Here is a 23,089-nt window from a genome sequence, read left to right as displayed (position 1 = left end):
ATGCGAATCGATGTCGTCACGATCTTCCCCGACTACCTGGCCCCGATCCGTCAATCACTGCCCGGCAAGGCGATCGAATCCGGGATGGTCGCGTTCGAGGTTCACGACTTGCGGCGCTGGACTCACGATGTGCATCGCTCCGTGGATGACTCGCCCTACGGGGGCGGCCCCGGGATGGTGATGAAGGCGCCGGTCTGGGGTGAAGCGCTGGACGAAATCTGTTCGGAGCAGACTGTTCTCATCGTCCCGACCCCGGCGGGAACACTGTTCGACCAGGCCACCGCGCAGCGCTGGAGCCATGAAGAGCATCTGGTGTTCGCCTGCGGCCGTTACGAGGGCATCGATCAGCGGGTCGCCGACGACGCCGCTCGGCGGATGCGGGTCGAAGAGGTGTCGATCGGTGACTATGTGCTGGCCGGCGGGGAGCCCGCAGTGCTGGTGATGCTGGAGGCGGTGCTGCGGCTCATGCCCGGCGTGCTCGGCAATCCGGCGTCCCAACGTGACGATTCGCATTCGCCGGACCGCGACGGCCTGCTGGAGGGGCCGAGCTACACCCGTCCGCCGAGCTGGCGCGGCCTGGACGTGCCTGACGTGCTGCTCTCCGGTGACCACGCCCGGATCAACGCCTGGCGCCACGAGGCCGCCCTGGAGCGGACCCGCGAACGCCGTCCGGATCTACTGGAGCCCTAAGCCGTTACGGCGGCAACCCGCCTAGATCCGGCCGCCGGGGAAGATGGTCTTGACGGCCTCGGTGATGGTGGTACGGGCGGTGGCGTCGTCGCTGGGCTGCAGCGACTCGATCACCACGATGTAGCGGCGATCCGCCCCGACCACACCGGTCGACAGGTGCATCCAGTTGTTGCCGATGCAGCACATCCAGCCCTGCTTCACCGCCACCGGCTCGTCGTACAAGCCCTCCGGGATCCCGAAGCGCTGCGGGTAGCCGTCGAGGCCGCTCGGGGTGGACATTGCGAGGTCGTTCATGATGATGCTGGCCTGAGCCGGCGGCAGACCGCCGGAACCGTTGAGCAGCATGTCGTAGTAACGCGCCAGGTCGGGTGCGGTGCTGATGGTGTTCCACCAGGCACCGTTCGACGGCGGCGAGGTCCCGGCCAGGCCGTAGCGGCCGGCCACCCGGGTGATGATCGCGTTGCCGCCGTTCTGGCTCCAGAACGTCTCGGCGGCTCCGTCGTCGGACGCACGCAGCATGGAATCCAATGCGGCCCGGTCGTCGGCCGACAGGCCGGCTTCGGGCTTGCGGAGCAGCAGGTCGTCGGCGATGAACAGCTTGGCGACCGAGGCGGTGGCGATCGGCCTGGTGTTGCCGTTGGTGATCAACTGATGCGAGATCCGGTCCAGCACCGCCACCGAGATATTCGCGCCGACCTTGGCGGCATCGTCGGTGGCTTCCTGCATGCGTGCCGCCAGGCCATCGACCACCGCGGCGGGCTGAATCGCAGGCGCCCGGGGAGCTTCGATCGCGGTGGCCACCGGCGTCACCTCGGGCGTGCGGTACGGCGTCGGCCGTTGGGCGTCGGCGCCATAGACTTTCTCGTCGCAGCCGAACACCACTGTGGAGATCACCATGACGATGGTCAACACAAGCATCGATGGCCGCACGGCGGAAGGCCTCCTCAACAGCTAATCAGTCGCGTAGTTGCGCCGACGTCGGGTTTACGGGCTCGCCACACTGCTGCCACCGGCCCGCCGGTTAGGTTACCGCGTGGGCGTGCGGATCGCGCAGTTCGGTCGCCTCCAGAATTATCACGGCGGCGAGGTTCGGTGTGGAACGACCAGCGGCGATTTGCGCGATTTCACTGGTTGCGCTGCGTCTGGCACAATTGAGCAGTTGTCGCCTGCGGTTGATCTGCAGCGGAGTCCTGACGTCCCAGTCACCGCACAGCGCGACAACATGCCCGAACCCCATCGGCTCGGTAACCGTCTGCATGCTCACAACGCGTGTCGGCCGGTCCGGAGCCGCGACCCGCGAGGAAGTGTTTCCGCAATGAACACGCTGGACATCGTCGACAAGGCGTCGCTGCGCGACGACATCCCGGCCTTCGCCCCCGGCGACACGGTCAACGTGCACGTGAAGGTGATCGAGGGCTCCAAGGAGCGCATCCAGGTGTTCAAGGGTGTGGTCATCCGTCGGCAGGGTGGCGGCGTTCGCGAGACGTTCACCGTCCGCAAGGAGAGCTACGGCGTCGGCGTGGAGCGGACCTTCCCGGTGCACTCGCCCAACGTCGACCACATCGACGTCGTGGTGCGTGGTGACGTTCGGCGCGCCAAGCTGTACTACCTGCGTGAGCTGCGCGGCAAGAAGGCCAAGATCAAGGAAAAGCGCTGATCTTGCCCGAGCCGGGCTTTCTCCGGTCGGTCCCCGGTACCGCTGACGCGGTCATTACCCTGATCTCGTGACCGAAACCACGGGCTCATCACCCGAAAGTTCCCCCGAGGCTGCCGAGGCCGCCGAGGTGCCCGAGGACGGCAAGCACAGCACCCTGCGCGAGTCGGTCGTGCTGGTGACGATCGCGCTGGTGTTGTACTACCTGGTGCTGACGTTCGTGGCCCGCCCGTACCTCATTCCGTCGGAGTCGATGGAGCCGACGCTGCACGGCTGCCACGGCTGCGTCGGCGACCGCATCATGGTGGACAAGGTCACCTACCGCTTCGGCGCACCGCAGCCCGGTGACGTCGTGGTCTTCCGCGGCCCCCCGTCGTGGAATGTCGGCTACAAGTCGATCCGGTCCACCAACACACCGGTGCGCTGGGTGCAGAACGCGCTGTCGTTCATCGGGTTCGTCCCGCCGGACGAGAACGACTTGGTCAAGCGCGTCATCGCGGTAGGCGGCCAGACGGTTCAGTGCCGTAACGACACCGGCCTGACCGTCGACGGCAAGCTGCTGCACGAGCCCTACCTGAACCCGTCCACCCTGATGGTCGACCCGTTCGTCTATCCCTGCCTCGGCAACGAGTTCGGTCCGGTGACCGTGCCCGAGGGGCGGCTGTGGGTGATGGGTGACAACCGCACCCATTCGTCGGACTCGCGGGCGCACTGCGACTCGGTCCAGGCCCAGCCCGATCTGCAGCGCCGGATCCTGTGCACCGGAGAAGATCTGGACGCCGGCACCGTGCCGGTGGCCAACGTGATCGGCAAGACCCGGTTCATCGCCTGGCCGCCGTCGCGCTGGGGGCCGGTAAAATCGGTAAATCCCCAGAAGATGGCCGAGCAGGGCCCGTAACGATGGCTCCGGCCTGGCCGCCGCGCACGGTGATTCGTCGTTCACCGGGGCTGCGCACTCTGGAGTCGGCGCTGTACCGCAGTGGGCTCGGCCCGGTCGCCGGGGTCGACGAGGTCGGCCGCGGGGCTTGCGCCGGACCGCTGGTGGTGGCCGCCTGTGTGCTCGGGCCGGGCAAACCCGCGGCCCTGGCTGCGCTCGACGACTCCAAGAAGCTCACCGAGAAGGTCCGCGAGCAGCTGTTCCCGTTGATCTGCCGGTACGCGCTGGGCTACCACGTGGTGTTCATCGAGCCCGCCGACGTCGATGCGCGCGGTGTGCACGTGGCCAATATCGAGGGCATGCGGCGCGCGGTGGCTGGCCTGCCGCTGCGGCCCGGTTATGTGCTGTCCGACGGGTTCCGTGTCCCGGGCCTGCCGATGCCCTCGCTTCCGGTGATCGGCGGTGACGGGGCGGCGGCGTGCATTGCCGCGGCGAGCGTGCTGGCCAAGGTCAGTCGGGACCGCTACATGGCGACGCTGGACGTCGACCACCCCGGCTATGGCTTCGCGGTGCACAAGGGCTACTCCACCGCGGCGCACACCGCGGCACTGTCTGCGCTAGGACCGTGCAGCCAGCATCGCTTCTCGTTTATCAATGTGCGCAACGTGGCACTCGCCTTGGCCGGGACTGGCGCGGCGACTGGGACAATGGGGACGAACCGAGCAGAAGGACGGCTGAGCAGATGAGTGCCGAGGATCTCGAGAAGTACGAAACCGAGATGGAACTCTCGCTGTACCGCGAATACAAGGACATCGTGGGCCAGTTCAGTTACGTGGTGGAGACCGAACGGCGCTTCTACCTCGCCAACAGCGTGGAGATGGTGCCCCGCAACGCCGACGGCGAGGTGTATTTCGAGCTTCGGCTGGCAGATGCCTGGGTGTGGGACATGTACCGCCCGGCCCGGTTCGTCAAGCAGGTGCGGGTGGTCACCTTCAAAGACGTCAACATCGAAGAGGTCGAGAAGCCCGAGCTGCGGCTGCCGGAGTAGCCGCCGGCTAGCCGCACCCACTGACCTGACACTCGCGCGGCGTCTTGCCGAACCACCGGCGACACGATCGGTTCAGCGCGCTTTGCTCGGTATAGCCGAGCAGGACGACGATCTGACGTACCGGTAACCCAGGCTCGGCAAAGTACCTCATCGCCTGGATGCGGCGCTGCTCGTCGATGATGTCTCGGCCGCTGACACCTTCGATCGCCAATCGTCTTTGCAGGGTCCTCGGATGCAGGGCCAGTTCGGCGGCGATGACGTCGATGCTGCACTGACCGGTGGGCAACAGCCGGCGTGCCAACTCCGCCACGCGTGCCGCCAGCGGCGACGTCTTCGGCAGATAGGTCGACTCCAGGTACTGGGTGGCAATGCGGCTGGTGTGGGGATCGGCGTTCTCAATGCGCCGTTCGGCCAGATGCGTGGGCAGCTCGAATCCGCACCAGCTCTGTTCGAAGCGCACCGGGCAGCCCAGTGCTCGGCGGTAGGCGCTGTCGGAGGCCTGTTGCCGGTGGGAGAACGAGACCGATTCCGGCCGTGCGCCCGGGCCGCCGAGCAACTGCAGGATCCGCACGGCGATACCCATGCTGAGCTCGTAGGACTGCAGCGGGTAGGGGATTCCCCGCTCGGTCACCTCGTAGCTGAACGCGATGCCCCGTGGCGTTCGACGCTCGGTCAGCTCCAGCGCCGGGGAGTGGATGTGGAGAAACCGCGAGATCGCACCCAGGCCACTCAGCACGGTCTGGGCGTTGCGCGCCATCACCGCGATCGGCCCGAGGATATGCAGTCCCTGCAGGTGGGCGAGGCGAAGCCCGAACTCCGGGCAGCGGAGCTCATCTGCGGTGGTCTCCAGCAACCGGGCGAAGGCGTCGACCGGAACGAACGCGTCCTCCTGCTGTTCCACTTCCGCCGGGATATGAAAGCGAGTCAGGAACGCCGCCGGGTCACCGCCGAGTTCGCGGACCAGCTCGGTGTAACCCGACGCGGCCGGGGCGCGGATGAAACTGCCCGACGACACCCCGCTCACCACCTCCAACCACCGGTTGTCGGGAAATGATAAAAAAACGTCGGAAAATGTCAAGACCGAAGCCACGGGCGGTGGACAAGATCGGGGCATGATTTCGCAACGCATACCCCGCTGGGCCCGAGCGCTGGGCTCTTCCGGGACCGTCATCGCCCTGGCCGGGCTGCGCGGACGCCCCGCGACTGACCCCGGTACCCCATTCGCGGGCAAGGTCGTCGTCATCACCGGTGCGGGTTCTGGGATCGGTAAGGCGTTGGCGCTCAACCTCGCTGCTCACGGCGCCAAGCTCGCGCTGTCCGACATAAACACCGACGGTCTCGCCGACACCGTGCGCGAGGCGGAAGCGCTGGGAGCGCAGGTGAAGTCCGACCAGCTCAACGTCGTCGAACGCACCGCGGTACTGGCGTACGCCGACGAGGTAGCCGAACACTTCGGCGAGGTGCATCAGGTCTACAACAACGCCGGGATCGCCTACAACGGCGACGTGGAGAAGGCGGCGTTCAAGGACATCGAGCGCGTCATGGACGTCGACTTCTGGGGCGTCGTCAACGGCACCAAAGCCTTTCTGCCGCACCTCATCGCATCCGGGGACGGGCACATCGTCAATGTCTCCAGCCTGTTCGGGTTGATCGCGATACCCGGTCAAAGTGCCTACAACGCAGCCAAGTTCGCTGTTCGCGGCTTCACCGAGGCGCTGCGCCAAGAGATGTTGATCAACGGTCATCCGGTCAAGGTGACGTGCGTACACCCGGGGGGTATCAAGACCGGCGTGGCCCGCAACGCCACCGTCTGCGACGGCGAAGACGCCCAGACCTTGGCCGAGTTCTATGACCGCTACCTCCTGCTGCATTCCCCGGAGATGGCCGCACAGACCATCCTCGACGGGGTCCGCGCGGGCCGTGCCCGGGTATTGATCGGGTGGGAGGCGCACGCCCTCGACGTGCTCGTGCGGCTCATCGGTCCGGGATACCAGCGGCTCACCGCCGCCGCGGCGGCCCGATTCTTTCCCTGGACGAAGGTGGGGAGCGCCCGATGAATCCCTCGTTTGATCTGTTCAAGTTGCCCGAGGAGCATGATGAGTTGCGGGCGGCGATTCGGGCGTTGGCGGAGAAGGAGATCGCTCCGTACGCCAAGGATGTCGATGAGCGGGCCCGGTTTCCTGAGGAGGCCCTGGCGGCGTTGAATGCGTCGGGTTTCAACGCGGTGCATGTGCCCGAGGAGTATGGCGGTCAGGGTGCGGATTCGGTGGCGGCGTGCATCGTGATCGAAGAGGTCGCTCGGGTGTGTGCGTCGTCGTCGTTGATTCCGGCGGTGAACAAGCTGGGCACGATGGGTTTGATCCTGTCGGGTTCTGAGGAGCTCAAGGCGCAGGTGTTGCCGGGTTTGGCGGCCGGTGAGGTGATGGCCTCGTATGCGTTGAGTGAGCGGGAGGCCGGCAGTGATGCCGCGGCGATGCGTACTCGGGCCAAGGCTGATGGTGATGACTGGATTCTCAATGGTTCCAAGTGCTGGATCACCAATGGGGGTAAGTCGAGTTGGTACACGGTGATGGCGGTGACCGACCCGGATCTGGATGCCAATGGTATTTCGGCGTTCATGGTGCATATCGATGATGAGGGGTTCACGGTCGGGCCCAAGGAGCACAAGCTCGGTATCAAGGGGTCGCCGACCACGGAGTTGTATTTCGAGAACTGCCGTATTGCGGGGGATCGGATCATCGGTGAGCCCGGCACGGGGTTCAAGACGGCGTTGCGGACGTTGGATCACACGCGGCCGACGATCGGTGCCCAGGCGGTCGGTATTGCCCAGGGTGCGTTGGATGCTGCGATTGAGTACACCAAGGATCGCAAGCAGTTCGGTAAGAACATCAGCACGTTTCAGGGTGTGCAGTTCATGTTGGCCGATATGGCGATGAAGCTCGAGGCGGCCCGGTTGATGGTGTATTCGGCGGCGGCGCGTGCGGAGCGTGGTGAGACCGGGTTGGGTTTCATCTCTGCGGCCAGTAAGTGTTTCGCCTCCGATGTGGCGATGGAGGTCACCACTGATGCGGTGCAGTTGTTCGGTGGGGCGGGCTATACCACCGACTTCCCGGTGGAGCGGATGATGCGCGACGCCAAGATCACCCAGATCTATGAGGGCACCAACCAGATCCAGCGCGTCGTCATGAGCCGACACCTCCTGCGCTGACGCGGGCGAACACCGGAGGCGCAAGATGGAACCAGACGTGGATGTCGAGCCGCGGACCGGCCCGGTCGACTACCTGATGGCAGTGAGCGAGTCGCTGGCGGCCGTGCCCGTCATCGGCAAGCGCCTCACTCCGTTAGGCACGTTGGTCGCCGCGGGCCTGTGGGTCGGGGGACGCGCTCCCGGTATCGCATCCGCTGCGGTCAAGGGAATGTTCATGCCGCGCCATGGTGCGCGTGACGAGCAGCCCAACAAGCGCACGGAGCAGGTGTGCGCAGATGCCTTGCGTGACATCGTTCCCCCCGCGCGGCTCGACATCGAATGGCCGACGCCTGGCCGGCTGCCCCCGGTGTTGAGCCACCACCGGAATCGCCGCCGGTACCTCTACCGTGCGTCGGTGGGCTACGGCGACTCTCCGGAACAGGTGTTGGACGTCTGGCGCCGACCCGGCCCGCTCCCCATGTCTGCGCCGGTGCTGATCTTTGTACCCGGGGGCGGTTGGGTGCATGGCCGCCGCGCACTGCAGGGCGATGCGCTGCTGAGTCACCTCGCCGAGCGGGGCTGGCTGTGCTTGTCGATCGACTACCGGGTCTCTCCGCGCAATCGCTGGCCGCGCCAGCTCAAGGATGTCAAGACTGCGGTGGCATGGGCGCGGGCCAACGCCGACACCTTCGGCGGCGACGGCGATTTCGTCGCCATTGCGGGCGCATCAGCCGGTGGCCACCTGGCCGCGCTGGTCGGTCTGACCGCGGGTGACCCCATCCTGCAGGCGGATCTGCCGCCCGAAGCCGACACGTCGGTGGATGCGGTGGTGGGCATCTACGGGCGTTACGACTGGGAAGACCGATCTACCGCGGAGCGCCGCCGGTTCATGGACTTCATTGAGCGGGTCGTCGTCCGCAAGCGCCACGACCGGCACCGCGAATTGTTCCGGGCGGCCTCGCCGATCGCGCGGACCGGGCCGCACGCACCGCCGTTCCTGGTGGTGCACGGCACCGCTGACACCATCATCCCGGTGGCGCAGGCGGCCGCCTTCGCCGACCGGCTGCGTGCGACGTCGCAGGCGGCTGTGGGGTATCTGGAGCTGCCCGGCGCCCACCACGGGTTCGACGTGACCGACGGTGCCCGCACTCCGGCGGCCGTGACGGCGATCGGGATCTTCCTCGGCGAGGCACATCGGTCATATCGGTTGGGCCGCAATAAATCCGGAATCGGTAAGCACGGCGAACAGACGGCGCGGAGACGCTAATGGAACGACTCAACGGGGTTGACGCATTCATGCTGGGCATGGAGACACCGAAGGCGTATATGCATACGTTCAAGGTTGCGATCATCGATCCGTCCACCGACCCCGACGGCTGGTCCTTCGACAAATTCTGCGCCGAGGCGGCACGGCGGCTGCATCTGATGCCGATCCTGCGCTGGAAATACCTCGACTCGCCGTTGGGCCTCAATCATCCCTACTGGGTTGAGGATCCAGACTTCCAACTCGAGTACCACATCCGTCGTGTTGCCTGCCCGCCACCGGCCGACCACAAAACCCTGTGCGAGTTCATGGCCGGCATCTACGCCTATCAACTCGACCGCAGCAGACCCCTGTGGATGATGTGGGTCGTCGAGGGACTCGCCGACGGCAAGGTCGCGTGCGTGATGCTCGTGCACCACGCCTATGTCGACGGTGTCGGCGCATCCTGGCTGATGCAGCGGTTCTACCAACCCCAGCCGGGCGTCAAGTCCGACGACCCCCCGCCCTACACTCCAGCTCCGCTGCCGTCGTGGCTGCGCCGCCTCGGCTGGGCGGTGCGCGACTTCCCCGAAGTCGCCATCGCCAACCTGCCGAAGGTGGCCGCCGGGCTGTGGCAGCGGGTCCGGTTGGAACGCAGGCGCAGATCGGCCGGCGCCCCGCCCCATCCGGCGGCCGGAATGATGCGGCAGACACCGCTGAACGTCAACCTCAGCGCGGGGCGTACCTTCGTCTGCGAAAGCCTCCCGCTGGAGAGCTTCGTCACGGTCAGCAAGGCGCACGATGTCACCATCAACGACGTCTTCAGCAGCTGTGTGGCCGGTGCGGTGCGCCGGCTCTTGATTGCCATGGAGTACAACCCCGATCAGCATCCGCTGGTCGGTGCCACCCCCTTTGCCGGTGAACGGCCCACCGGAATGGAGGGCCGGGGCAACTTTGCCACCCAGGATTTCTGCTGGATCCGCAGTGATATCGCCGATCCGCTGCACCGGCTTGCGGCCAGTCGCGAGTCCAACCTCGAGATGAAAGAACACATCAAGACAGTCAAGGCGGCCGGGGCCGACATCAGCGCGTTGTTGCAGGTCGTCCCGCCCTGGGGTGTCACGCTCATCCGCAAGGCGATTCACCGCCGGGGAGGCAGCTTCGGCCTTTTCGGCAATCTGGTGCTGTCCAATGTCCCAGGTCCAAAAGACGCGCTCTACCTGGACAACTGGAAGCTCGACAATTGGTTCTCCACCGGTCAACTCGCCGATGGCACCGGCCTCAACGTCACCATGTGGAGTTACTGCGGGCGAGCCAACATCTGCATGCTGGCGGACCGGGGAGCCCTCGACGACGGCTGGGAACTGTTCGGCTATTTCGTCGATGAACTGAACGCCCTGCTTGCCGCTACCGAACGAATGAGATCGCCCGATGAACGCAATGATTAGTCCGACCGACCTGACATTTCTGTTGTTGGAGAACTCGAATCGGCCCCTTCACATGGCCGCCATGACGATCTTCAAGAAGCCGCAGGGGCAGGCATCGACCTTCGGGGCACAGCTGTTCGACGCCTATCGGCGCAGCCAGGCGGTCAAGCCGTTCACCCATAAACTCACCGGGTTGGGCACCGGTATCGCGGCGTGGCAGACCGTCGAGCCGGACATGGCCGACCACGTCCGTCGGATCGACCTGCCGGCGCCCGGCAGCATGGCGCAGTTCTATGAGCTGGTTTCCACGCTCAACAGCGGGCTACTCGACCGCAGCCGGCCGCTCTGGGAGTGCTACATCATCGACGGTCTCGAAAACGACTGTCTCGCTGTCATGATCAAGGTGCACCACGCCCTCATCGACGGCGAAGGCGGTCTGCGGGTGATGCGCAACTTCATGAGCGACTCGCCCGATGACGAGCGGCTGGCGGCCCCGTGGATGGCGCCCGAGGGCGGCGCCGAGGTGCGTCGGCCACGTCCCAGGGTTTCCCAGGCCCAGCGGCTGCAGGGGCAGCTGCGGGTGCTGACCACGCTGCCCGCAGACCTGATCGGCATCGGAGCCGACATTGTCGAGTTCGGCGTGCAAGCATTGCAGCTGAAGCCGCGCATGGCGGCGGTGCCGTTCACCGCGCGACGAACGTTGTTCAACAACACCGCGAAATCGGCTGCGCGGGGCTACGCCGACACCGGGCTGCCGCTCGCCGACGTCAAGGCGGTGGCCGCGGCAACGAACACCTCGATCAACGACGTCGTCATGACCGTCATCGACGACGCCCTGCATGCTTACCTCGGCGAACGTGGCGCGTCGGCCGACCGGCCACTGGTGGCCTTCATGCCTATGTCGCTGCGAGAGGGCCCGCATGGGTCGCCCGGCGCCGGAGGCGGCAACCAGGTGAGCGCCGAGCTGATCTCAATGGGAGCTCCCGGGGCGGATATCGGAGAGCGGCTGCGCCAGATCAACGGCGCGACGCAGAAGGCCAAAGACAAGGGCCGCGGCATGCAGACGACCTCTCGTCAGGTCTACGCGCTGCTGCTGGCCGGCAGCATGGCCGTGTCAGACTCCCTGCCCGGGTTGGGAAATGCGCCCAGCGCCAACCTGGTGATCTCGAACATGAAGGGCCCGGCCGAGCAACTTTATCTGGCCGGTGCGCCACTGGTCGCGTTCCTGGGTCTGCCGATTCTGCCGCCCGGTGCCGGACTCAACGTCACCTTCGCCAGCGTCAACGACACCGTCCGCATCGCCATCGGCGCCGCCCCGGAGGCCGTGGACGAACCCTTGCGACTGGCTCGGCTGATGGACCGGTCATTCCAGCGACTGCAGGCTACGACACGGAGGACGTCATGAAGAACATCGGGACGATGCTGGCCCAACGTGCCGTCGTCAGCCCTGGCATCGAGGCCTACGTCGAGCCGTCGTCAGCGGTGCGATTGAACTATGCGCAGCTCAATGAGCTGGCCAATCGCTGTGCTGCCGTGCTCATCTCGCTCGGGCTCGGCAGGGGTGACCGGGTGGCTCTGCTGATGGCCAACAGTGTCGAGTTCTGCTGCCTGTTCTACGGCGCGGCCAAGATCGGGGTCGTCGTCGTCCCCCTCAACACCCGCCTCGCCGCACCGGAGCTGGAGTTCATCGCGTCCAACAGCGGCAGCAAAGCACTGATTTACGGTGCCGAATTCACCGCGGTGGCCGACGCGGTGCGGGCGGGAAGCACCCATCCCTGCACCGTCACCGATTGGGTGCCGGCGACAGGCGGTGCCGGCTCGCTGCAAGACCGCCTCGCAGCCGTAGATGCGGATGAGCCCGACGTCGAGTGCGGCGGCCAGGACAACCTGTTCATCATGTACACCTCAGGAACCACCGGAAGCCCGAAAGGCGTTGTCCACTCGCATGATTCCGTGCATTCGGCTGCGACGTCGTGGTCGCTCACCGTCGATGTGCGTGCCGCGGATCGGGTGCTGCTTCCGTTGCCGATGTTCCACGTGGCTGCGCTCACCACGGTCATCTTCTGCGCCATGCGCGGTGTCACCCTGATCTCGATGCCGCAGTTCGATCCGACGGCGGTGTGGTCGCTGATAGTGCAGGAACGGGTGACCATCGGGGGAGCGGTGCCGGCGATTTTGAACTTCATGCGCCAAGCTCCCGGATTCGACGAACTCGATGCTCCCGACTTCCGCTTCTTCATCACCGGCGGCGCCCCCATGCCCGAGCCGCTGATCAAGCTGTACGCCTCCAAGAACATGCAGGTTGTTCAGGGCTATGCGCTCACCGAATCGTGCGGCGGTGGCACCCTACTGCTTGGCGACGACGCCTTGCGCAAGGTGGGCTCCGTCGGACGCGCCTGCATGTTCGCCGACGTCCGGGTACGCGGCGACGATGGGGTGATCAGCCAGCGCGGGGAAGGCGAAGTCGTGATCAAGGCCGATTTCCTGCTCAAGGAGTACTGGAACCTCCCGAGTGCCACCCGCGGCGCCTTCGACGACGGCTGGTTCCGCACCGGTGACATCGGCGAGATCGACGACGAAGGCTATCTGTACATCAAGGATCGCCTCAAGGACATGATCATCTCCGGCGGCGAGAACATCTACCCGGCGGAGATCGAGAACGTCGTGATCGGGATCCCCGGCGTCAACGAGGTGGCCGTCATCGGCCTGCCCGACGAGAAGTGGGGGGAGATCGCCTGCGCCATCGTCGTCGGCGATCAAAGCGAACTCAGCGAGCACCACATCATCGCCGAGTGCGGGACGAAGCTGGCGCGCTACAAGATGCCCAAGAAGGTGATCTTCGCCGACGCCATTCCGCGCAACCCGACCGGCAAGATCCTCAAGCGGGTCCTGCGCGAACAATTCGCGGGCTGATGCGCCCGCATATGAACACCCCCGCGTCGGCGCAAACTTCGGTCTAGGCTGACACCTATGACCGCTGTCGACCGTGCCGTCTCCCGCCGTGAAATCACAAATGCCCTGCTCAAGGCCATGGAACGCCGTCATGAGGTGCTTGACGTGATCGTCGATTCCACCGACCGCGCGTCGGCCGTGCAGGCGATCGCGGACCTGCTCGGCGTCTCGCCGCTGGGCTGCGAAGCGGTGATCGGAATGTCGCTGGATCAGCTCACCAAAGAGTCGCGTGACAAGATCGCCGACGAGCTCAACGACCTGAACAACGAGCTGACATTCACCCTCGGTGACCGGCCGGCCAGTTCCGGCGAGACCCTGGCGCTGCGGGTGTTCTCCGGTGAGCAGGACCGAGACATTTTGGCGGACCGGACCACCGACGTCGGTGCCAGCGCCGACGGGACCGGGCGACCGGCCGGCGACATCGGTGACGAGATCAGCTCCGCGCTGGCGCGCGTCGAGGACGAGGACGCGGCACTGTTCGTCGCGATCGACGGCGGGCAGAAGGTCGGGATGGTTTTCGGCGACCTCAACCACGGTGAGGTCAACGTGCGGATCTGGATTCATCCCGACCACCGCAAGAAAGGCTATGGCACCGCCGCGTTGCGCCGTGCCCGCGCCGAGATGGCGGCCTACTTCCCCGGTGTGCCGTTGATCGTTCGCGCGCCGGGCGCCCACGCCGGCTGAACCCGTTCGTCGCCCCGGGACGCTCCGGGGTTTCGGCTTGCCCCCGAGGGGTATCCCGGCCACACAGCTGATCGCAGTCGTGCGTGGTGACGGGAGAGCTATGGTCATCGGCGAGGCTGGTAGGGCCACCACCGAGGTTGCCGCCGCAGCCAGACCCTTCCCGCCACGCGGTAAGCCCCGCGGCCAGGCGGTTATCGAGTTGGTGACCACTACCGACCACAAGGTGATCGGTCAGATGTACGTGGTGACCGCGTTCGGCTTTTTCCTGACCGCGGGACTGATGGCGCTGTTGATGCGTGCCGAGCTGGTCGCACCGGGCCTGCAGTTTCTGTCCAATGAGCAGTACAACCAGCTGTTCACCATCCACGGCACGCTCATGCTGCTGCTGTACGCCACGCCGATCGCATTCGGTTTCGCCAATCTGGTCTTGCCACTGCAGATCGGCGCGCCCGATGTCGCGTTTCCGCGGCTCAACGCGCTGTCGTACTGGCTGTTCCTGTTCGGTGGGCTCTTGGTCGTGGCGGGATTCATCACCCCCGGCGGCGCCGCGGAATTCGGCTGGACCGGCTATACGCCACTCAGTGACAGCGTCCATTCACCGGGAGCCGGCGCTGACCTGTGGGTCCTAGGGCTCATCGTGTCGGGGCTGGGAACGATTCTGGCCGCGGTCAATATGGTCACCACGGTGGTCTGCCTGCGCGCACCCGGCATGACGATGTTTCGGATGTCGAACTTCACCTGGAACATCGTGGCAACCAGCGTATTGATCTTCTTGGCTTTCCCCGTCCTGACGGCCGCGTTGTTCGGCTTGGTCGCTGAGCGTCATTTGGGGGCGCACGTCTTTGACCCGGCCGCCGGTGGGCCGATTCTGTGGCAGCACCTGTTCTGGTTCTTCGGCCACCCCGAGGTCTACATCGTGGCGCTACCGTTCTGGGGCATCATCGGCGAAGTACTTCCCATCTTCAGTCGCAAGCCGCTGTTCGGCTACACCACGCTGATCTACGCCTCGTGGGCCATCGTCTTTCTGTCGGCCTCGGTGTGGGCGCACCACATGTTCGCGACCGGGGCAGTGCTGCTGCCCTTCTTCTCGTTGATGTCGCTTCTGATCGCGGTGCCGACCGGCATCAAATACGTCAACTGGATCGGCACCATGTGGAGAGGGCAGCTGACCTTCGAGACACCGATGTTGTTCGCGATCGGGTTTCTGGTGACGTTCCTTCTGGGCGGCTTGACCGGCGTCATGCTGGCCAGCCCCGCGCTGGATTTTCACGTCCACGACACCTACTTCGTGGTGGCCCATTTCCATTACGTGTTGTTCGGCACGATCGTGTTCGCCACCTTCGCCGGCATCTATCTGTGGTTTCCGAAGATGACCGGCCGACTGCTCGATGAGCGGCTGGGCAAACTCCACTTCTGGCTGACGCTGATCGGGTTTCACACCACGTTTGTGGTGCAACATTGGCTCGGGGCGGCCGGAATGCCGCGCCGCTATGCCGACTACCTGGCCACCGACGGCTTTCAGTCACTGAACATCGTCGCGACGGTCGGCGCATTCATCTTGGGCGCCTCCATGCTCCCGTTCATCTGGAACGTTTTTCGCAGCTATCGCTACGGCGAGCCGGTCACCGTCGACGACCCGTGGGGACACGGCAACTCTTTGGAATGGGCCACCAGCTGCCCACCGCCGCGGCACAACTTCACCGAACTTCCCCGGATCCGTTCCAACCGGCCAGCTTTCGAATTGCATTACCCCCATATGGCGCAACGGGTGCACGACGAAGCCTATGTGGGCCGGCGGTGACGGGTTCACGGTCGCAGCGAGCGGGCCGGACCGGCTGCATCTGCAGCTGTGGATGAACGCTGTACTGGGGACAACTTCGTGCCCGGCAGCTGGTTTCGGATCGTGTCGGCTCGACGCTGTCGGAGTGTTGACCGACGCTGACCGGCATGACAACCATGTCTCGCACCGAGCTGGGGGCCTTCGGCGAGCAAGTGGCCGTCGACCATCTGGTCGGGCACGGGTGGGCAATTCTGGCCCGCAACTGGCGCTGCCGGTACGGCGAACTGGATGTGATCGCCGCGGAGCGGCTCACGTGCACCGTGGTGTTCGTCGAGGTGAAGACCCGCAGCGGTGACGGCTTCGGCGGGCTGGCGTACGCGGTGGGGCCAGCGAAGGTGCGCAGGCTGCGGCGGCTGGCCGGGGTGTGGCTGGCGGGCCAGCAATCGCGCTGGGAAGGGGTCCGTCTCGACGTGATCGGGGTGCGGATCGGGCGCAGTCGCACCCCGGAGATCACCCATCTGCAGGGGGTGGGCTGAATGGCACTGGGTCGGGCGTTCTCGGTCGCGGTGCGCGGCCTTGACGGCTTGATCGTGGAGATCGAAGCCGACATCAGCTCAGGGCTTCCTGGAGTGCATCTGGTGGGGCTGCCCGACGCCGCGCTCCAGGAGTCGCGGGATCGTGTGCGCGCGGCGATCACCAACATTGGGCAGCGTTGGCCCGCAGCCCGACTGACGCTGGCGCTGTCGCCGGCGACGCTGCCGAAGATGGGCTCGGTATATGACCTGGCGCTGGCCGCCGCGGTGCTCTCGGCAGACCGCAAAGCACCGTGGTCGCGGTTGGAGAAGACGGTGCTGCTCGGGGAGCTCGCACTCGACGGGCGGGTGCGGCCGGTCCACGGGGTGCTGCCGGCGGTGTTGGCGGCCAAGAAGGGCGGCTGGGCTGCGGTGGTGGTCCCCGTGGACAACCTCGCCGAAGCCAGCTTGGTGGACGGCATCGACGTTTACGGTGTGGCAACGCTGGGCCGGTTGCACGGTTGGCTGGAGAGGGCTGCACGGCTGCAGGACCGGATCACCACCGCGGCTCCGGCTGCCGAGCCGATCGCGGACCTCGCCGAGGTGGTCGGCCAGGCGCAGGCCCGATTCGCTGTCGAGGTGGCTGCCGCCGGTTCCCATCATCTGATGCTGACCGGCCCACCCGGAATCGGCAAAACCATGCTGGCCCAACGCCTTCCCGGACTACTGCCGGCACTCACCGAAAGCGAGTCGTTGGAGGTCACCGCCATCCACTCGGTCGCGGGGCTGCTGTCGGGCAGCGCGCCGCTGATCACCCGGCCGCCTTTCATCGCACCGCATCACAGCTCGAGTGTCGCGGCGCTGGTCGGCGGCGGGTCCGGAATGGCCCGGCCCGGTGCGGTGAGCCGTGCCCACCGGGGCGTGCTGTTTCTCGACGAGTGCGCCGAGATCCGGGTCAGTGCGCTAGAGGCGCTACGTACACCGCTGGAAGACGGCGAGATCAGGCTGGCGCGGCGCGACGGGGTGGCCTGCTATCCGGCCCGCTTCCAGCTGGTCATGGCGGCCAACCCCTGCCCGTGCGCGCCGGCCGACCCCAGAGACTGCACCTGCAAACCGATGGAGAAGCGGCGCTACCTGGGCCGGCTGTCCGGTCCGCTGCTGGACCGGGTGGACCTGCGGGTGGAGATGCATCCGGTGCGCGCCGGTGCGTTCTCGGCGGCGGACGGCGAGTCGACCGCCGCGGTCCGTACCCGGGTCGCGCACGCCCGCGCCGCCGCAGCACACCGGTGGGCACCACACGGCTTTCACACCAATGCCGAGGTCAGCGGGGCGTTGCTGCGCCGCAGGTTTCGGCTCAGTACCGCGGCGATGGCTCCGTTGCGCACCGCGCTGGACCGCGGTCTGCTGTCGATCCGGGGCGCCAATCGCACCCTGCGGGTCGCCTGGACCCTGAGCGATCTGGCCGGGCGGGCGTCACCGGGACTGGACGAGGTCGCCGCAGCCCTGAGCTTCCGCCAGGCAGGTGCGGCCCGATGACCGCCGCAGACACCACCACGATGCGGGCGTGGGCCTTCCTGTCCCGGGTCGCCGAGCCGCCACGCCCGGAGCTGGCCGCGCTGGTCGATCGGATCGGCCCGGTGGAGGCAGCGCAACGGATTCGGTGCGGTGCAGTCGGTCCGGAGCTGGCCCGCCACACCGAAGTCCGACGCGAGATCGATCTCGCCGCTGAGGATCTGGAGATCCTCGACCGCCGCGGCGGCCGCCTGATCACTCCCGATGACGACGAGTGGCCGGTGCTGGCGTTCGCCGCGTTCGGGGGCGCTGATGCCGTGGGCAAGCCGGATTGTCGGCCACCGCTCGTGCTTTGGGCGGTGGGGCCGGCACGCCTCGACGAGGTCTCCGAGCGAGCCACCGCGATCGTCGGGACCCGGGCAGCAACCGCCTACGGCGAGCTGGTGACTGCGGACCTGGCCGCCGGATTAGCCGAACGCGACGTGGCAGTGGTTTCCGGCGGCGCCTACGGAATCGACGGCGCGGCCCACCGTGCGGCACTGGCCGCAGACGGGACCACCGTGGCGGTCCTGGCCGGCGGCATCGACATCGCTTACCCGGCAGGCCATTCCGCGCTGCTGCATCGCATCGGCGCCAGCGGCCTGCTGGTAACGGAGTATCCGCCCGGAGTACGTCCGGCCCGCTATCGGTTCCTGACCCGCAACCGGCTGGTGGCGGCGCTGGCAGGGGTCACGGTGGTGGTGGAGGCGGGACTGCGCAGCGGAGCGGCCAACACCGCTGCGTGGGCCCGGCTGCTGGGCCGGCCGGTGGCGGCGGTTCCCGGGCCGGTCACAAGCGCGGCCTCGGCCGGCTGCCACGTGCTGCTGCGCGGCGGCGCCGAGTTGGTGACCCGGGTGGACGAAGTGATCGAGCTCGCGGGTCGTGTGGGTGAACTGGCAGCCGATCCGCCGCGGCCGGCCACACCGCTGGACGGGCTCACCGTCGCCGAACGCCAGGTCTACGAAGCGCTGCCCGGGCGCGGCGTGGTCACCGTCGATCAGATCGCGGTGGCCTCCGGGTTGGCGCCGGCACAGGTGTTCGGGCCGCTGGCGATGCTGGAGGTCGCCGGCCTGGTGGCGCGGCGGGAAGGGAGCTGGGGGATAGCCCGCCCGAATCGGTAGCTCGTATAGTCGGCTGGGCAGGGCGAAGAGGGGAGACAGCGTGGCGGGACGACCGGTTCACACCTTCGAAGTTGTCCGTACTGAGCAGGCTTCGGCGCACATGATTCGAGTGGTGTTGGGCGGCAACGGGTTCGACACATTCAAGCCCAGCGATTTCACCGATTCGTACGTCAAGGTGATCTTTGTGCGTTATGACGTCGATGTCGCAGCGCTACCGCAGCCGTTGACCCTGGACAGCTTCGCGGCCCTGCCCGACGAGCAGCGTCCGGTGGTCCGCACCCTGACGGTGCGCCGCGCCGATCCGCTCGCCAGAGAGATCGCCATCGATGTCTCCGTGCACGGCGACCACGGCGTTGTCGGGCCGTGGGCGGCCAGCGCTGCGCCCGGGGATTCGGTCTACCTGATGGGTCCTTCCGGTGCCTACGCGCCGGACCCCGACGCCGACTGGCACCTGCTGGCCGGTGATGAGAGCGCGTTGCCGGCGATCGCTGCCTCGCTGGAAGCCCTACCGGCCGACGCAGTGGGCAAGGCATTCATCGAAGTCGCCGGGCCCGACGACGAGATCGCGCTGGACGTGCCGGACGGGGTCGAGCTGAGCTGGCTGCACCGCGGGGGACGTGCTGATCTGGTGGGGCAGGAGCGGGCCGGGGACAACGCCCCGCTGATCGAGGCGGTCACCACCGCCGCGTGGCTGCCGGGCCAGGTTCAGGTTTTCATCCACGGCGAGGCCCAGGCCGTCATGCACAATCTGCGGCCGTATGTCCGCAAGGAGCGCGGCGTTGACGCCAAGTGGGCGTCGATCTCGGGGTACTGGCGGCGCGGGCGCACCGAAGAGACCTTCCGGCAGTGGAAGAAGGAACTCGCCGCTAAAGAATCAGCCGAAGAACAGACAGGCTAACGCGATGGCTTTCGGGGACTACCAGTTCGAGATCTACCTGCAGGGCCTGGCCGGGGTGATGCCCGCGCTGCCGATGACCTACACCGAATTGGAGACCAAAGCCGCTGCGGCGCTTTCTCCCTCGGTGTGGTCCTATGTGGCCGGCGGTGCCGGTGACGAGCGCACTCAGCGGGCCAACGTCACCGCCTTCGACGGGTGGGGGCTGATCCCGAGGATGTTCGTCGGCGCCGCCGAGCGCGACCTGTCGATCGAGATGTTCGGGTTGCGGCTGCCCTCGCCGGTCTTCATGGCGCCGATCGGTGTCATCGGCATCTGCGCCCAGGACGGCCACGGGGATCTGGCCAGCGCGCGTGCCGCGGCGGCCACTGGCGTTCCGATGATGGTGTCCACCCTGACCGCCGACCCGCTCGAGGATGTCGCTGCGGAATTCGGCGACACCCCAGGCTTTTTCCAGCTGTACACGCCCAAAGACCGCGAGCTGGCCGCCAGCCTGGTGCATCGCGCGGAGGCTGCCGGTTACAAGGCGATCGTCGTCACCCTCGACACCTGGGTTCCGGGCTGGCGTCCCAGGGACCTGTCCACGTCGAACTTCCCCCAGTTGCGCGGGCACTGCCTGTCTAACTACTGGTCCGACCCGGTGTTCAGGGCCGGCCTGGCCCAGCCGCCCGAGGAGAATCCACAAGCCGCCATCTTGTCCTGGGTCCAGACCTTCGGAAACCCGTTGACCTGGGATGATCTGCCGTGGCTGCGGTCGTTGACAGACCTGCCGCTGATCGTCAAAGGCATCTGTCACCCCGACGACGTGCGGCGGGCTCGGGACGGCGGAGTGGACGGCATCTACTGCTCCACGCACGGCGGCCGCCAGGCCAACGGCGGACTGCCCGCACTGGACTGCCTGCCAGACGTGGTGGCGGCAGCCGACGGGATGCCGGTGCTCTTCGACTCGGGTATCCGCACCGGCGCCGACATCATCAAGGCTCTTGCCTTGGGCGCCACCGCGGTGGGCATCGGGCGGCCGTACGCGTATGGCCTGGCTCTGGGCGGCACCGCCGGGATCGTGCATGTGCTGCGCTCGCTGCTGGCCGAAGCCGACCTCATCATGGCCGTGGACGGCTATCCGTCACGGGTTGATCTCACCCCGGAAACGCTGCGGCGCGTCACCTGAGTGCTCGGGCGCGCCGTCTGAGACCGTGGTCGACGTGGACGCGATTCTCGAGGAGTTCGACGAGCACCTCGCCTTGGAGCGGGGCCGTTCCGATCACACCCGGCGCGCCTACCTCGGTGACCTGCGATCGCTGTTCGCGTTCCTCGCCGAGCAGGGGCACGCCGGCATCGAAGGCCTGAGCCTTCCGCTGCTGCGCAGTTGGCTGGCCGCGCAGGCCGGCGCCGGTGCCGCGCGCAGCACACTGGCGCGCCGCACCTCGACGGTCAAGACCTTCACCGCGTGGGCGGCGCGGCGCGGGCTACTGGCATCGGATCCCGGTGCGCGCCTGCAGCTGCCGAAGGCGCGCCGGACGCTGCCGGCGGTTCTGCGCCGTGACCAGGCGCAAGACGCGATGACGGCCGCCAAATCCGGTGCCCAGCAAGATGATCCGCTGGCACTGCGGGACAGGCTGATCGCCGAGTTGCTCTACGCCACCGCCGTGCGGGTCAGCGAACTGTGCGGCCTGGACATCGACGACGTGGACAGTACGCGCCGAGTGGTGCGGGTGGTGGGCAAGGGCAACAAGCAACGCACGGTGCCGTTCGGGGAGCCCGCCGCCGCCGCACTGCAGGCATGGCTCGCCAGGGGGAGGCCGCCGCTGGCGACGCTGGAGTCCGGCCCGGCGTTGCTGCTCGGGGCCCGCGGCGGGCGCCTCGACCCGCGCCAGGCGCGCACCGTGGTGCACCAGACCGTCGCCGCGGTCGGGGGAGCGCCGGATATGGGGCCGCACGGGCTGCGCCACACGGCGGCCACGCACCTGTTGGAGGGTGGGGCAGACCTGCGGATCGTGCAGGAGTTGCTCGGCCACTCCAGCCTGGCCACCACGCAGCTCTACACCCATGTGACCGTCGCCCGGTTGCGTGCCGTGCACGATCAGGCGCACCCGCGGGCGTGACGGTGCGGTCAACTGTCGAACTGCCGTCCGGACTGGTCTCCTACCTCGACTTTCGTCCCGACAATGCCGATTTCCGGGCGGGCGGAGCCGTGGTGCTGTTGCACGGCGGAGGTACGGACAGCGCCGAGTTGTCCTGGGGAGAGGTCGGACCACGCCTGGCTGCCGGCGGCTTCCGTGTCGTCGCTCCCGATCACCCCGGCTGCGGTGAGAGCCCGCTGCCCACCTGGCGGGTGACGCAGCAGCGGCTGGTCGCCTACGTGCGGGAATTCGTTGACGCCCTCGGACTGGGGCACTACGCCATCGGCGGGTTGTCGCTGGGCGGGGCACTGACAATCGGGCACGTGCTGGACCGGCCCGAACGGGTCACCGGGGCGCTGCTGTTGGACAGCTACGGTCTGATGCCGCGGCTGGCCGGCGGCAGACACCTGCTGGCGTGGGCGTTGCAACGTAGCGGTGCGCTGGATCTCGCCACTCGCTGGATGGCCACGAACCGCGCCGCGCTGACGTGGAGCCTCAAGTCGCTGATCCGTGATCCAGCGCAACGCACCCCCGAGCTGATCGCGCAGATCATCGCTGCCGCACAGCATCCCGGGTTTGCCGCTTTCGAGCAATGGCAGCACGACGAGATGCGCTGGAACCGGCTGAAAACCGACTACACGGCGCAGCTGGCGTCATTCCCGGCTCCGGCGCTGATCATCCACGGCGACCGGGATACCGGCGTGCCTATCGCCCGTGCCCGAGCGGCCGCCGCGCTGATCCCGCACGCCGAACTGAAAGTCATTGCCGGCGCTGGGCATTGGGTCCAACGAGACCAGCCCGATGTCGTCATCGCCGCCATGCTGGACTTCCTGCGTCGACTGCCTCCGCGCTAGCCGAAGTTCGGCCCGACAGCGGCTTGAGCCGGATCGGCGTCGAGGCCAGCAACCCCAACGGGTCGAGGTAGTCGGCTCGCGACGCCGGTCCCCACATCGCGCCCCAGTGCAGGCAAACCGCACAGCCCGGATGGCCGGGCTCCAAGACACCGATCACCGATCCCGCGGCCACCAGCTGACCGATCCGGACTGCCGCTGACACCGGCTGGTAGCTGGTGCGCAGCCCGCCGGGGTGGGCCAGGGACACCACCGGTTGTCCACCGGAACGTCCGGCGAACACCACCGTGCCCGCACCTGCGGCGTACACCGGCCGGCCCGGTTCTCCGGCCAGGTCCACACCTCGGTGGCCGCGCTGCCAATCCGGGCGCGGGGCGTCGAATCGCCGCATCACCGCCGGCCGTGGCCGCAGCGGCCAGTCCAGCCGAACCGAGTCGCCATGCGCCGGCGCCGCCAGCAGAAGGCCTCCGACCAGCAACAACGCCACGCATCTCATC

24 protein-coding genes are annotated in these 23,089 nt (G+C 67.1%); 20 read left to right on the top strand and 4 right to left on the bottom strand.

Annotation, left to right across the window (positions count from 1 at the left end; genetic code table 11):
- The gene (gene trmD / locus EJK91_RS07830) at positions 1–690 is read left to right on the top strand and encodes a tRNA (guanosine(37)-N1)-methyltransferase TrmD (protein WP_024443227.1); all 690 of its coding nucleotides are present in this window, start codon (positions 1–3) and stop codon (positions 688–690) included.
- 21 nt (positions 691–711) lie between these two features.
- Here trmD and EJK91_RS07825 read toward each other — a convergent pair whose 3' ends face one another.
- Together EJK91_RS07825 and EJK91_RS07820 are read right to left on the bottom strand one after the other, a co-directional pair.
- Positions 712–1,608 (bottom strand): hypothetical protein, encoded by an 897-nt coding sequence (locus EJK91_RS07825; protein ID WP_036458316.1) that lies wholly within the window; start codon positions 1,606–1,608, stop codon positions 712–714.
- Positions 1,609–1,711: 103 nt separating this feature from the next.
- On the bottom strand, positions 1,712–1,948 hold the full coding sequence (locus EJK91_RS07820; RefSeq protein WP_024443225.1) for a hypothetical protein: 237 nt from the start codon (positions 1,946–1,948) through the stop codon (positions 1,712–1,714).
- A 57-nt stretch (positions 1,949–2,005) separates the two neighbouring features.
- Here EJK91_RS07820 and rplS point away from each other — a divergent pair, with 57 nt between their 5' ends.
- The 4 genes from rplS to EJK91_RS07800 all read left to right on the top strand — a co-directional run bounded on the left by rplS (position 2,006) and on the right by EJK91_RS07800 (position 4,269).
- On the top strand, positions 2,006–2,347 hold the full coding sequence (gene rplS, locus EJK91_RS07815; RefSeq protein WP_024443224.1) for a 50S ribosomal protein L19: 342 nt from the start codon (positions 2,006–2,008) through the stop codon (positions 2,345–2,347).
- Positions 2,348–2,474: 127 nt separating this feature from the next.
- The gene (lepB, locus tag EJK91_RS07810; RefSeq protein WP_231384336.1) at positions 2,475–3,242 is read left to right on the top strand and encodes a signal peptidase I; all 768 of its coding nucleotides are present in this window, start codon (positions 2,475–2,477) and stop codon (positions 3,240–3,242) included.
- A gap of 2 nt (positions 3,243–3,244) precedes the next feature.
- Positions 3,245–3,967, top strand: a complete 723-nt coding sequence (locus EJK91_RS07805; RefSeq protein WP_024443222.1) for a ribonuclease HII — start codon at positions 3,245–3,247, stop codon at positions 3,965–3,967.
- A complete protein-coding gene (locus EJK91_RS07800) occupies positions 3,964–4,269 on the top strand; it encodes a DUF2469 domain-containing protein (RefSeq protein ID WP_012393608.1) in 306 nt (101 codons plus the stop codon). The genes EJK91_RS07805 and EJK91_RS07800 overlap by 4 nt, the downstream gene beginning before the upstream one ends.
- Positions 4,270–4,276: 7 nt before the next feature.
- Here EJK91_RS07800 and EJK91_RS07795 read toward each other — a convergent pair whose 3' ends face one another.
- Positions 4,277–5,284: an AraC family transcriptional regulator gene (locus EJK91_RS07795; RefSeq protein ID WP_241178647.1), complete on the bottom strand. Its 1,008-nt coding sequence runs from the start codon at positions 5,282–5,284 to the stop codon at positions 4,277–4,279.
- Positions 5,285–5,381: 97 nt separating this feature from the next.
- Here EJK91_RS07795 and EJK91_RS07790 point away from each other — a divergent pair, with 97 nt between their 5' ends.
- The 15 genes from EJK91_RS07790 to EJK91_RS07720 all read left to right on the top strand — a co-directional run bounded on the left by EJK91_RS07790 (position 5,382) and on the right by EJK91_RS07720 (position 22,595).
- A complete protein-coding gene (locus EJK91_RS07790; RefSeq protein WP_125078619.1) occupies positions 5,382–6,326 on the top strand; it encodes an SDR family NAD(P)-dependent oxidoreductase in 945 nt (314 codons plus the stop codon).
- Positions 6,323–7,477, top strand: coding sequence for an acyl-CoA dehydrogenase (locus EJK91_RS07785; RefSeq protein ID WP_125078618.1), 1,155 nt, complete (start codon positions 6,323–6,325; stop codon positions 7,475–7,477). Before EJK91_RS07790 ends, EJK91_RS07785 begins: the two co-directional genes overlap by 4 nt.
- Before the next feature lie 25 nt (positions 7,478–7,502).
- The gene (locus EJK91_RS07780; protein WP_125078617.1) at positions 7,503–8,723 is read left to right on the top strand and encodes an alpha/beta hydrolase; all 1,221 of its coding nucleotides are present in this window, start codon (positions 7,503–7,505) and stop codon (positions 8,721–8,723) included.
- Complete coding sequence (locus EJK91_RS07775; RefSeq protein ID WP_125078616.1) at positions 8,723–10,147, top strand: wax ester/triacylglycerol synthase family O-acyltransferase; 1,425 nt, start codon at positions 8,723–8,725, stop codon at positions 10,145–10,147. The genes EJK91_RS07780 and EJK91_RS07775 overlap by 1 nt, the downstream gene beginning before the upstream one ends.
- Positions 10,140–11,531: a WS/DGAT/MGAT family O-acyltransferase gene (locus EJK91_RS07770; RefSeq protein ID WP_125078630.1), complete on the top strand. Its 1,392-nt coding sequence runs from the start codon at positions 10,140–10,142 to the stop codon at positions 11,529–11,531. The genes EJK91_RS07775 and EJK91_RS07770 overlap by 8 nt, the downstream gene beginning before the upstream one ends.
- Positions 11,528–13,039, top strand: a complete 1,512-nt coding sequence (locus tag EJK91_RS07765; RefSeq protein WP_125078615.1) for an acyl-CoA synthetase — start codon at positions 11,528–11,530, stop codon at positions 13,037–13,039. Before EJK91_RS07770 ends, EJK91_RS07765 begins: the two co-directional genes overlap by 4 nt.
- 57 nt (positions 13,040–13,096) lie before the next feature.
- Positions 13,097–13,762 (top strand): GNAT family N-acetyltransferase, encoded by a 666-nt coding sequence (locus EJK91_RS07760; RefSeq protein ID WP_125078614.1) that lies wholly within the window; start codon positions 13,097–13,099, stop codon positions 13,760–13,762.
- A gap of 100 nt (positions 13,763–13,862) precedes the next feature.
- Positions 13,863–15,563 carry an aa3-type cytochrome oxidase subunit I gene (ctaD, locus tag EJK91_RS07755; RefSeq protein WP_125078613.1) on the top strand — a complete coding sequence of 567 codons (1,701 nt, stop codon included), beginning with the start codon at positions 13,863–13,865 and terminating at the stop codon, positions 15,561–15,563.
- A gap of 146 nt (positions 15,564–15,709) precedes the next feature.
- Positions 15,710–16,078 (top strand): YraN family protein, encoded by a 369-nt coding sequence (locus EJK91_RS07750; protein ID WP_024443220.1) that lies wholly within the window; start codon positions 15,710–15,712, stop codon positions 16,076–16,078.
- On the top strand, positions 16,079–17,590 hold the full coding sequence (locus EJK91_RS07745) for a YifB family Mg chelatase-like AAA ATPase (RefSeq protein ID WP_024443219.1): 1,512 nt from the start codon (positions 16,079–16,081) through the stop codon (positions 17,588–17,590).
- Complete coding sequence (dprA, locus tag EJK91_RS07740) at positions 17,587–18,726, top strand: DNA-processing protein DprA (protein ID WP_024443218.1); 1,140 nt, start codon at positions 17,587–17,589, stop codon at positions 18,724–18,726. Before EJK91_RS07745 ends, dprA begins: the two co-directional genes overlap by 4 nt.
- 40 nt (positions 18,727–18,766) lie before the next feature.
- Positions 18,767–19,624, top strand: a complete 858-nt coding sequence (locus EJK91_RS07735; protein WP_024443217.1) for a siderophore-interacting protein — start codon at positions 18,767–18,769, stop codon at positions 19,622–19,624.
- A gap of 4 nt (positions 19,625–19,628) precedes the next feature.
- Positions 19,629–20,789: an alpha-hydroxy-acid oxidizing protein gene (locus tag EJK91_RS07730; protein WP_024443216.1), complete on the top strand. Its 1,161-nt coding sequence runs from the start codon at positions 19,629–19,631 to the stop codon at positions 20,787–20,789.
- Between the two features lie 34 nt (positions 20,790–20,823).
- Positions 20,824–21,723 carry a tyrosine recombinase XerC gene (locus tag EJK91_RS07725; protein ID WP_125078612.1) on the top strand — a complete coding sequence of 300 codons (900 nt, stop codon included), beginning with the start codon at positions 20,824–20,826 and terminating at the stop codon, positions 21,721–21,723.
- Positions 21,720–22,595: an alpha/beta fold hydrolase gene (locus EJK91_RS07720; protein ID WP_125078611.1), complete on the top strand. Its 876-nt coding sequence runs from the start codon at positions 21,720–21,722 to the stop codon at positions 22,593–22,595. The genes EJK91_RS07725 and EJK91_RS07720 overlap by 4 nt, the downstream gene beginning before the upstream one ends.
- Here the strand turns inward: EJK91_RS07720 and EJK91_RS07715 are convergent.
- A complete protein-coding gene (locus EJK91_RS07715; RefSeq protein WP_125078610.1) occupies positions 22,549–23,088 on the bottom strand; it encodes a M23 family metallopeptidase in 540 nt (179 codons plus the stop codon). The two genes, EJK91_RS07720 and EJK91_RS07715, sit on opposite strands and share 47 nt — an antisense overlap.
- Position 23,089 lies beyond the last annotated feature (1 nt).

Origin of the sequence: Mycobacterium sp. P7213, from assembly GCF_900604305.1 — a bacterium.
GTDB lineage: Bacteria > Actinomycetota > Actinomycetes > Mycobacteriales > Mycobacteriaceae > Mycobacterium.
Note: the sequence above shows the minus strand (reverse complement) of the source record. Positions and strands in the feature narration are given on the sequence as shown.

Bases quoted from the DNA above. Each gene is read 5' to 3' on its own strand.
- trmD (WP_024443227.1), top strand. From the start codon at position 1: ATGCGAATCGATGTCGTCACGATCTTCCCCGACTACCTGGCCCCGATC.
- EJK91_RS07825 (WP_036458316.1), bottom strand. From the start codon at position 1,608: ATGCTTGTGTTGACCATCGTCATGGTGATCTCCACAGTGGTGTTCGGC.
- EJK91_RS07820 (WP_024443225.1), bottom strand. From the start codon at position 1,948: ATGCAGACGGTTACCGAGCCGATGGGGTTCGGGCATGTTGTCGCGCTG.
- rplS (WP_024443224.1), top strand. From the start codon at position 2,006: ATGAACACGCTGGACATCGTCGACAAGGCGTCGCTGCGCGACGACATC.
- EJK91_RS07805 (WP_024443222.1), top strand. From the start codon at position 3,245: ATGGCTCCGGCCTGGCCGCCGCGCACGGTGATTCGTCGTTCACCGGGG.
- EJK91_RS07800 (WP_012393608.1), top strand. From the start codon at position 3,964: ATGAGTGCCGAGGATCTCGAGAAGTACGAAACCGAGATGGAACTCTCG.
- EJK91_RS07790 (WP_125078619.1), top strand. From the start codon at position 5,382: ATGATTTCGCAACGCATACCCCGCTGGGCCCGAGCGCTGGGCTCTTCC.
- EJK91_RS07785 (WP_125078618.1), top strand. From the start codon at position 6,323: ATGAATCCCTCGTTTGATCTGTTCAAGTTGCCCGAGGAGCATGATGAG.
- EJK91_RS07780 (WP_125078617.1), top strand. From the start codon at position 7,503: ATGGAACCAGACGTGGATGTCGAGCCGCGGACCGGCCCGGTCGACTAC.
- EJK91_RS07775 (WP_125078616.1), top strand. From the start codon at position 8,723: ATGGAACGACTCAACGGGGTTGACGCATTCATGCTGGGCATGGAGACA.
- EJK91_RS07770 (WP_125078630.1), top strand. From the start codon at position 10,140: ATGATTAGTCCGACCGACCTGACATTTCTGTTGTTGGAGAACTCGAAT.
- EJK91_RS07765 (WP_125078615.1), top strand. From the start codon at position 11,528: ATGAAGAACATCGGGACGATGCTGGCCCAACGTGCCGTCGTCAGCCCT.
- EJK91_RS07760 (WP_125078614.1), top strand. From the start codon at position 13,097: ATGACCGCTGTCGACCGTGCCGTCTCCCGCCGTGAAATCACAAATGCC.
- ctaD (WP_125078613.1), top strand. From the start codon at position 13,863: ATGGTCATCGGCGAGGCTGGTAGGGCCACCACCGAGGTTGCCGCCGCA.
- EJK91_RS07750 (WP_024443220.1), top strand. From the start codon at position 15,710: ATGACAACCATGTCTCGCACCGAGCTGGGGGCCTTCGGCGAGCAAGTG.
- EJK91_RS07745 (WP_024443219.1), top strand. From the start codon at position 16,079: ATGGCACTGGGTCGGGCGTTCTCGGTCGCGGTGCGCGGCCTTGACGGC.
- dprA (WP_024443218.1), top strand. From the start codon at position 17,587: ATGACCGCCGCAGACACCACCACGATGCGGGCGTGGGCCTTCCTGTCC.
- EJK91_RS07730 (WP_024443216.1), top strand. From the start codon at position 19,629: ATGGCTTTCGGGGACTACCAGTTCGAGATCTACCTGCAGGGCCTGGCC.
- EJK91_RS07715 (WP_125078610.1), bottom strand. From the start codon at position 23,088: ATGAGATGCGTGGCGTTGTTGCTGGTCGGAGGCCTTCTGCTGGCGGCG.